The sequence below is a fragment of the Pseudomonas wayambapalatensis genome, from assembly GCF_049942315.1.
GTDB lineage: Bacteria > Pseudomonadota > Gammaproteobacteria > Pseudomonadales > Pseudomonadaceae > Aquipseudomonas > Aquipseudomonas wayambapalatensis.
In genome coordinates, this window is sequence record NZ_JBNFMU010000215.1 from 49,514 (window position 1) to 55,926 (window position 6,413).

A 6,413-nucleotide genomic window follows, 5' to 3' on the forward strand; every position below is an offset into this window, starting at 1 on the left:
CGCTCCTACAACAACCCCCCAAGCATGTGGGTAGCTGTGGCAGCGGACTTGCCCGCGAAAAGGTCAGCGCGGGTTCAGATCACCGCCCCTGGCAGGCGTCGACGCGCAACCAGCGCTCGAGCAGCTTGAAACCCTGCACCAGGACGAACGAAATCAACAGGTAGAACACGCCCGCCGCAAAGAAGATCTCCACCGGCAGGTAGGTGCGGGCGATGATCGTGCGCGCCATGCCGGTCAGTTCCAGCAGCGTCACGGTACTGGCCAGGGCGCTGGCCTTGAGCATCAGGATCACTTCGTTGCTGTACGCCGGCAGGCCGATGCGCGCGGCGCGCGGCAGCATGATGTAGAACAGTGCCTTGCCGCGCGACATGCCCAGCGCGCGCGCCGCCTCGATCTCGCCCTTGGGGATCGCCTGCAGCGCACCGCGCAGGATCTCGGCGATGTAGGCGGCGGTGTGCAGAGTCATGGTCAGCACCGTGCACCAGAACGGATCGCGCAGGTAGGGCCACAGCGAGCTGCTACGCACCAGGTCGAACTGCGCCAGGCCGTAGTACACCAGGAACAACTGCACCAGCAGCGGTGTGCCGCGGAAGAAGAAGATGTAGCCGTAGGGCAGGGCGCGCACGTACCAGTGGCGCGAGGAACGGGCGATGCCCAGCGGGATGGCCAGGATCAGCCCGGCAACGACCGCGATGGCCACCAGCTCCAGGGTCAGGGTCGCGCCCTGGGCCAGGCGTGGCAGCCACTTGATGATGACTTCCCAGTTCATTGCGCGGCCCTCATGAAGCCGCGAGCGGCGCGTTTTTCAAGGAAATGCATGCCGGCCATGGCGACGATGGTCAGGCACAGGTAGATGCAGGCGGCGACGGCATAGAAGGTGAACGGCTCCTTGGTCACGGTCACGCCGATCTGGGCGTGGCGCATGATTTCTTCGAGGCCGATCACCGACACCAGTGCAGTGTCCTTCATCAGGATCATGAACAGGTTGCCCAGGCCCGGCAGGGCCACGCGCCACATCTGCGGCAGGATGATCCGCGACAGGATGCGCCCCTTCGACAGCCCCAGTGCCAGGCCCGCTTCACGGTGGCCCTTGGGGATCGCCAGGATCGCGCCACGGAACACTTCCGTGGCGTAGGCGCCGAAGCACAGGCCCAGGGCGATCACGCCCGCGGCGAAGGCGCTGAGCTCCAGGCCGGGCATGTTCAGGGCATCGCCGAGGCTGCTCATCAGCCCGACGGTGCCGAAATAGATCAGCAGGACCCACAGCAGTTCGGGCACGCCGCGAACCAGGGTCGAGTAGGTGCCGCCAAGCCATTGCAGTGGCTTGATCGGCGAGGTCTTGGCCAGTGCGCCGAGCAGTCCAAGGACCAGCCCCAGCAGCAAGGCACAGAGCGCCAGTTTTACGGTCATCAGGGTGCCAGCCAACATGGCCGGACCGAATCCGTGCAGGTCGATATTCATGGGCAGGGTGCGTTCAAGGGACCGGCACCGCGCAGCGGCGGTGCCAGTCGGGGCGTATCAGTAGATGCTGAACGGGAAGTACTTGTCGTTGATCTTCTTGTACGTGCCGTCGGCGATTATTTCCTTCAGAGCAGCGTTCAGCTTCTCACGCAGCGGATCGCCTTTACGCACGGCGATACCGATCTTGTCGCTCTCTTCCACCGGGTCGCCCTTGAACTCGTAGTTCTGGCCGTCCTTGCTCTTGAGCCACTCGTACTGCACGTACTTGTCGGCCAGGATGCCGTCGATACGGCCGGCGATCAGGTCCAGGTAGGCGTTTTCCTGGGTATCGTAGAGCTTCACATCGACATCGCTGCCGTAGTGGTCTTCCAGCCAGGTGCCGGCCAGGGTGGCGCGCTGGGTGCCGATGGTCTTGCCCTTGAGCGAAGCCTTGTCGGTCTTGAAGTCAGCGTTTTTCGGCGCGATGAACTGCAGCTTGTTGGAGTAGTAGGGCTCGGTGAAGTCCACGGCCTGCTTGCGCTCGTCGGTGATCGACAGCGACGACACCAGGAAGTCGAACTTCTTGGCGTTCAGGGCGGGGATGATGCCGTCCCAGTCGGAGGTCACGACCGAGCACTCGACTTTCATCTTGGCGCACAGGGCGTCGCCGATGTCCTTGTCGAAGCCGACCACGTTACCGCTGGCATCCTTGTTGTTGAACGGCGGGTAGGCCGCCTCGATACCCATGCGCAGTTTTTCCGCGGCCAGGGCGTTGGCCGACATCACCAGCGTGGCGGCAGCGGCCAGGAGGAATTTCTTGTAGGTCTGCATGTGTTGCTCCGTTTAGCGGTGGCTGGACATGAATTGCTTGCAACGCGCCGAGGTCGGGTTTTCGAAGACCTGTTGCGGCGATCCTTGCTCTTCCACGAGGCCCTGGTGCAGGAAGACCACTTCACTGGACACCTGGCGGGCAAAGTTCATCTCGTGCGTTACCAGCAGCATGGTACGGCCTTCGTCGGCCAGTGCGCGGATAACGTTAAGCACTTCCTGGACCATTTCCGGATCGAGCGCCGAAGTCGGCTCGTCGAACAGGATGACCTTGGGCCTCATGGCCAGGGTGCGGGCGATGGCGGCGCGCTGCTGCTGGCCACCGGAAAGTTGGGCGGGATAGCTGTGACGCTTGTCGTGGATGCCGACCTTGTTCAGCAGCGCCTCGGCCGCTTCGATGGCCTCGGCCTTGCTCTGGCCGAGCACGCGGCGTGGCGCCTCGATGATGTTGTCGAGGATCGACATGTGCGGCCACAGGTTGAAATTCTGGAAGACGAAGCCGATTTCGCTGCGCAGACGGTTGATCTGGCGGTTGTCGGCGGCGATCAGGTCGCCGGTCTTGGTGGGCTTGAGCTTGAGCGCTTCGCCGGCGACGAGGATTTCACCCTGGTGCGGGTTCTCGAGCAGGTTGATGCAGCGCAGCAGGGTGGACTTGCCGGAACCGGACGAACCGAGGATCGAGATCACGTCACCGTCGCGCGCGGTCAGCGAAATGCCCTTGAGAATTTCCTGATCGCCGTAGCGTTTGTGCAGATTGCGGATTTCCAGCGCGGGCGTGGCCTGGGCCATGTGCGGTCCTCATGTGTTCGGGTGCGTTCCCAGCTGTTGGCGGCCTTCCTGGCGAGCGCAACGCTAGCATAGCGGCGTAATGGCGGCCAACCGGGTCGCAGCAGGCTCGGGTCGTTGACAGGACAGTTTGTCGCATCGCTGCAGTGCAACGTCGCGCGGATGTCCGCAACACGGTGCGCTTGGCGCCGGAGCCTTGATGAAAAAAGGCGCGATGGTGCCAGTTTTGGGCGGGGGAGGGAAGGAGTTTTGGTTTTGTTCACTAGTGCGCCCCCGCCCCAACCGTAGGAGCGGGCTTGCCCGCGAAGGCCACACCACCGACTCAAGGTTGCACGCCGAGGTTGCACCTTTTGTGCCCCTGATCGGGGCAAAGGTGTTACCAAGGACTACCTTTAGTGCATTTGTAAGTGGGTATTTCAGTAATGCACACTTGGCCCGCAGGCCTGGATGTGCATTCGGTCAAACCCTGGCCGAATGCCCGCAAGGCCCCGCCATTCGGGACTGAAGCAATATTCAGACGAATGATTTTCCGCGCTGGCGCACTTATTGCCAGCTGGAAAGCGCCGATTGCCAAGGCGTCTAAATCAACCCCTGGCGCGCTTCGTTATCAGCAATCGGGTGGTCCACTCCTTACAAAGGTAGTTTTATGAGCGGTAAGCACAATTCCAATGACCTCGCTCAGGGGCTCAAACAACGGCATGTCACCATGCTGTCCATTGCTGGCGTCATCGGCGCCGGTCTGTTCGTCGGCTCCGGCCACGCCATTGCCGCAGCCGGCCCGGCGGTCCTGCTCGCCTATGCCGCTGCCGGTACTCTCGTGGTGCTGGTGATGCGCATGCTCGGCGAGATGGCCGTCGCCTCGCCAGACACCGGTTCGTTCTCGACCTACGCCGACCGCGCCATCGGGCGCTGGGCCGGCTTCACCATCGGCTGGCTGTACTGGTGGTTCTGGGTGCTGGTGATCCCGCTGGAGGCCAACGCCGCTGCAGCGATCCTGCATGCCTGGTTCCCGGCCGTCGACCTGTGGGCGTTCTCGCTGGTGATCACCCTGGCGCTGACCATCACCAACCTGTTCAGCGTGAAGAACTACGGCGAGTTCGAGTTCTGGTTCGCCCTGCTCAAGGTGCTGGCGATCATCGCCTTCATCGTCGTCGGCTGCGCGGCCATGTTCGGCATGGTGCCGGGCAGCCAGGTCAGCGGTGTCAGCCACCTGTTCGATACCCAGGGCTTCATGCCCAATGGCCTCGGTGCAGTGCTGGCGGCCATGCTGACCACCATGTTCTCGTTCATGGGCACCGAAATCGTCACCATCGCGGCCGCCGAGTCCAAGGACCCGGGCAAGCAGATCAGCCGTGCGACCAACTCGGTGATCTGGCGTATCTGCCTGTTCTACCTGGTGTCGATCTTCCTGGTCGTGGCCATGGTGCCGTGGAACGATCCGACCCTCGCGGAAAAAGGTTCCTACCAGACCGTCTTGAGCCTGATCGGTGTGCCCAATGCCAAGCTGATCGTCGACATCGTCGTGTTGATCGCCGTGACCAGCTGCCTGAACTCGGCGCTGTACACCTCTTCGCGCATGCTGTTCTCCCTGAGCAAGCGTGGCGACGCACCGGCCGTGGCCCAGCGCACCACCAAGGCGGGCACCCCGCACTGGGCGGTCATGCTGTCGACCGCTGCGGCCTTCCTCTGCGTGTTCGCCAACTTCGTCGCGCCGGCCCAGGTGTTCGAGTTCCTGCTGGCCAGCTCCGGCGCCATTGCGCTGCTGGTGTACCTGGTGATCGCCGTTTCCCAGCTGCGCATGCGTGCCCAACGTGAAGCGCGCGGCGAGAAGATCTCGTTCAAGATGTGGCTGTTCCCGGGGCTGACCTGGGCGACCATTGCCTTCATCGTGGCTGTGCTGGTGGTGATGGCGCTGCGTGAAGATCACCGGATCGAGATCATCGCGACGGCCTTGCTGAGCATCGCCGTGGTCGCGGCGGGCCTTTTGCTGCACCGCAAGCGCGGTGCTGCCGGGCAGGTGGCGCTGGATAACTGATCCGCATCGCGCAAATGAAAAGGCCGCGTCCTGTGAGGGGCGCGGCCTTTTTCATGGGCGGCGAATCGCTGTCTTGCTCAGGCAAAGCCTTGCTGGCGCCAGGCCTCGTATACCGTGACGGCCACGGTATTGGACAGGTTCAGGCTACGACACCCGGGCCGCATCGGCAGGCGCAGGCGTTGCTCGGCGGGCAGGCTGTCCAGCACCTCGGCAGGCAGGCCGCGGCTTTCAGGGCCGAACAGGAAGGCATCGCCCGGCTGGTAGGCCACTTCATGGAAGGGGTGCGAGGCCTTGGTGGTGAAGGCGAACAGGCGCGGCTGCCCCAGGCTCTCCAGGCATGCTTCGAGGCTCTCGTGGCGCTTGAGCGTGGCATACTCGTGGTAATCCAGCCCCGCACGACGCAGGCGCTTGTCGTCCAGCTCGAAGCCGATCGGCTCGATCAGGTGCAGGTCGCAGCCGCTGTTGGCGCAGAGGCGGATGATATTGCCGGTGTTCGGCGGAATTTCTGGTTGAAAGAGGATGACGTGAAACATGCACGGCTCCAGGCACGAAGATGACGAGCATTCTACCCTCGAACCGGACCCGCGTTCGAAGGCTTGGCCGCGTGTGTTGCTGTCGATGGCGATCGTCGGTGTGATGGTGGGGCTGATGATCGGTCGCCTGACCGCGCCTGACGTTCGTGTGCTCGAGCGGGTCGAGGTGGTGCAGGATGGCCTCGACCTGTGGTTCAACGAAGCCCCCAAGCTGCATGGCGAAAACGTCGAAGGGACGGTGGCCGTGGTGTTCCAGGCCGAGGGCAAGGCCCAGCGCGGACAGTTGAGCCTGCAGGGCCGGCCGGTGGGCTGGCGCTTGCAGCAGAGCGAGGAGGGGTTGGTACTGACGGTGGTTGCCGCGCGTCCTCTGAGCGGCACCTGGGCCGCTGCAGAGGACGCCGGACACTGGCGAGTGCAGGTGAGGCTGCACGAATAAAAGAGGGGATGTCTCGGCCTGCCTGTACCAAGGTCCCCAAAACGGGCGATGTTGCGAATAAAAGAGGGAGTCCCGGCCTGCCTGTACCGAGGTCCCCAAAACGGGCGGTGTTGCGAATAAAAGAGGGGGATATCCCGGCCTGCCTGTACCGAGGCCCCCGAAACTGGAGATACAGTACCTATTGCAGGTGGCGTGCCAGTTTTGAAAGGCCCGGAAATACTGGGCTTTCAGGGCGGTTTTGCGAGGATTCAAGGAATTTGTGCCTTGCCGAGGTGCAAGTGGCACAGGATCGGTGCAGAGGAGGACTGGTGGGGTAGGCAGGCTATGTTTTTGTAGGAGCGGGCTTGCCCGCGAA

7 protein-coding genes are annotated in these 6,413 nt (G+C 63.1%); 2 read left to right on the forward strand and 5 right to left on the reverse strand.

The genetic code is table 11. From position 1 onward, the window contains the following. Positions 1–79 precede the first annotated feature (79 nt). From ACPZMI_RS19510 to ACPZMI_RS19525, 4 genes are read right to left on the reverse strand one after another with little or no spacing between them, the layout of a single operon-like run. Positions 80–769 (reverse strand): ABC transporter permease, encoded by a 690-nt coding sequence (locus ACPZMI_RS19510; protein WP_186665732.1) that lies wholly within the window; start codon positions 767–769, stop codon positions 80–82. Next, positions 766–1,461: an ABC transporter permease gene (locus tag ACPZMI_RS19515; RefSeq protein ID WP_186665733.1), complete on the reverse strand. Its 696-nt coding sequence runs from the start codon at positions 1,459–1,461 to the stop codon at positions 766–768. The genes ACPZMI_RS19510 and ACPZMI_RS19515 overlap by 4 nt, the downstream gene beginning before the upstream one ends. Positions 1,462–1,518: 57 nt before the next feature. After that, positions 1,519–2,271 carry an ABC transporter substrate-binding protein gene (locus tag ACPZMI_RS19520; RefSeq protein ID WP_186665736.1) on the reverse strand — a complete coding sequence of 251 codons (753 nt, stop codon included), beginning with the start codon at positions 2,269–2,271 and terminating at the stop codon, positions 1,519–1,521. A 12-nt stretch (positions 2,272–2,283) separates the two neighbouring features. Continuing rightward, positions 2,284–3,057, reverse strand: coding sequence for an ABC transporter ATP-binding protein (locus ACPZMI_RS19525; protein ID WP_426352867.1), 774 nt, complete (start codon positions 3,055–3,057; stop codon positions 2,284–2,286). A 643-nt stretch (positions 3,058–3,700) separates the two neighbouring features. Here ACPZMI_RS19525 and gabP point away from each other — a divergent pair. Continuing rightward, positions 3,701–5,089 (forward strand): GABA permease, encoded by a 1,389-nt coding sequence (gene gabP, locus ACPZMI_RS19530; RefSeq protein WP_054895290.1) that lies wholly within the window; start codon positions 3,701–3,703, stop codon positions 5,087–5,089. 77 nt (positions 5,090–5,166) lie between these two features. Here the strand turns inward: gabP and trmL are convergent, their stop codons facing one another. Beyond that, positions 5,167–5,622, reverse strand: coding sequence for a tRNA (uridine(34)/cytosine(34)/5-carboxymethylaminomethyluridine(34)-2'-O)-methyltransferase TrmL (gene trmL, locus ACPZMI_RS19535; protein WP_186665737.1), 456 nt, complete (start codon positions 5,620–5,622; stop codon positions 5,167–5,169). On the opposite strand from trmL, the gene ACPZMI_RS19540 reads away from it, so the two are divergent. Next, positions 5,621–6,058, forward strand: coding sequence for a hypothetical protein (locus tag ACPZMI_RS19540; RefSeq protein ID WP_402762789.1), 438 nt, complete (start codon positions 5,621–5,623; stop codon positions 6,056–6,058). The two genes, trmL and ACPZMI_RS19540, sit on opposite strands and share 2 nt — an antisense overlap. The last annotated feature ends 355 nt before the right edge of the window (positions 6,059–6,413 follow it).

Excerpts from the sequence above, each read along its gene's own strand:
- ACPZMI_RS19510 (WP_186665732.1), bottom strand. The coding sequence starts at position 769 with ATGAACTGGGAAGTCATCATCAAGTGGCTGCCACGCCTGGCCCAGGGC.
- ACPZMI_RS19520 (WP_186665736.1), bottom strand. The coding sequence starts at position 2,271 with ATGCAGACCTACAAGAAATTCCTCCTGGCCGCTGCCGCCACGCTGGTG.
- trmL (WP_186665737.1), bottom strand. The coding sequence starts at position 5,622 with ATGTTTCACGTCATCCTCTTTCAACCAGAAATTCCGCCGAACACCGGC.
- gabP (WP_054895290.1), top strand. The coding sequence starts at position 3,701 with ATGAGCGGTAAGCACAATTCCAATGACCTCGCTCAGGGGCTCAAACAA.
- ACPZMI_RS19525 (WP_426352867.1), bottom strand. The coding sequence starts at position 3,057 with ATGGCCCAGGCCACGCCCGCGCTGGAAATCCGCAATCTGCACAAACGC.
- ACPZMI_RS19515 (WP_186665733.1), bottom strand. The coding sequence starts at position 1,461 with ATGAATATCGACCTGCACGGATTCGGTCCGGCCATGTTGGCTGGCACC.
- ACPZMI_RS19540 (WP_402762789.1), top strand. The coding sequence starts at position 5,621 with ATGCACGGCTCCAGGCACGAAGATGACGAGCATTCTACCCTCGAACCG.